This is a genomic window from Bradyrhizobium sp. (genome assembly GCF_049586575.1).
In the GTDB taxonomy this organism is placed as follows: Bacteria; Pseudomonadota; Alphaproteobacteria; order Rhizobiales; family Xanthobacteraceae; genus Bradyrhizobium.
Window position 1 is genome coordinate 1 of sequence record NZ_JBAVCF010000241.1, and the last position, 1823, is coordinate 1823.

Below are 1823 nucleotides of genomic sequence, written 5' to 3' on the forward strand. Positions count from 1 at the left end.
TCCAAATGGATGTCTGCGCCGCTAATGGCAGTTCGCTGCGCTCGCCCGCCGCCGCCCCAACCAGGTGATGCCGACATCAGCATCGTCGGTCACCGCCCCAACTCCATCGTCGCCCCTCCGCTGGGAACAGCCATTTCACTAAAACGGAAAATGTCGGCGGCGGCCCGCCGCCGCCGCGCCGCACAGCCGGCGCCAGCAGGTCGAGCAGGTCGATCCCTGTTATTGCCGCCACTTTCGCGCGCGCGCGTGAGGATAGCCAAGGAAGCCGCAGAACACCCAAAGCGGGGAAACTGATTGCGCTTTGCACCCTAGGTGTGAAAGGCGTAGCTTCCACGGTGGACGCCAGTGTTAGCGGTCCCAGCCGGAGGAGGGCCGCCGAGTGCATCAGCTCCGCGGTGTCAGCCACCAATACGGCGGCTGATGCGGCCCGTGCAGGTACCGTGTGCGCCGATGACGCCTAAACGAATCCAAATCACTTAAGAAAGGTTCGCTCCTGTATTGGCAGGGCGATCCCACCGACGCTGGCGTCGTAACCGAAACCAGTTGAGATGTAGTCACCATTACCTGGAGCAATGGGCACGTCGCCAGAGTGTTCCGCGGAGATATCCGCGAGATTCACCAAACGCCGATAAAACCGCACACGATATAACAGTAATCGGCCCAATTTCCCTCGGCGTCGTGGCTCGGCACAAGCTTACTCATCACGGCTGTTGCACCCCGCAGTCATCAGATGTAGCTTTCCCTTGATTTATTTTCATTTGGAGGCACTTGGTGACCTCCGGAAAGCTCTTCTTCTCTGTCCTCGCCATCGCCTATTTAGCTCTGATCGGCGCGGCCCTAGCGCCGATCTTTTTGGGGCCCGTAGCTTCCACCGTGCGCGGCCTCATATGCAGCAAATATGCTTGCCCGACTGGATGGCTGGGTCAAGTGGTGCGTTATAAGGCTCCAAACGCCTCCGAGGCGGCGCACAAAAACGGAAATCATAGGAAAACGCGAGTGCGTCTTTGTTTTAAGTTCTCTCGCCGCTCGCAAAGGTTTCTTTTCAGATGCCACCAAGCTATAATTCACTCATTATTGGGCTGGGAGATTGTATATGCCAAAGAAGCGAAAACGAGTTGCCTGGAGTAAGGAGCACGTTCGCGCCCTCAAAGCCATGGCCAAGAAAAAACGACCCGCCGGAGCGATCGCCAAGTCGCTCAAGCGCACCGAAGGCGCCACGCGTCAAAAAGCCTTCAGCATGGGATTGTCGCTCGACAGCCGAGCTTAGCCCTACGTCATTTCTCTGAGCCCCGCTCACGCGGGGCTTTTTCTCGCCCGACAGATGTTCTGTCCAGCCGCTTATTCACTTTTGCACAGAAGGGGCAACTGCTTTTCGGCTGCTGGTCGGTTCGTATAGGTACGATCGCCGCCCACAATGGTTTTACTATCCAGTGGCCGGCTGTCGACCACCTTGCAGGGGTTGGTCAAACCCTCTCTCACAATGTAGTAATCCGCGAATGCGGGAGCAGCAGTCAGTAGTGCTGTTCCGACCGCAAGCAGCGCGCTTATCAAGGGTCTCTTGATTGGAGCCTCCTTGCGGAACGATCCATAACAAAACCCGCAAATGCAACACTGAGTTCCGTAGACCTTGGAATATGGAACCCGGCCTCGAAGGCGCGAACCATTGGAGCAAGCCCTTTGGGTCGCTTCAGCGGGCAACCACCGCCATCGCTCGCAAGCTGCAGCGCGAATTCGTTAGCCGGCACAGCCCGCGAACGGCAAGTATCGATCATTAGCTCTTCAGCTCTTCGCACGCCTCAACCGAGCTCTTCGCATGCCCCACC

The 1823-nt window shown here is 57.7% G+C and carries 1 protein-coding gene; it reads left to right on the forward strand.

What is annotated here, in order from left to right; all coding sequences use genetic code 11:
* Nucleotides 1-1093: 1093 nt before the first annotated feature.
* Nucleotides 1094-1267: a hypothetical protein gene (locus WB528_RS09305; RefSeq protein WP_423888126.1), complete on the forward strand. Its 174-nt coding sequence runs from the start codon at nt 1094-1096 to the stop codon at nt 1265-1267.
* The last annotated feature ends 556 nt before the right edge of the window (nt 1268-1823 follow it).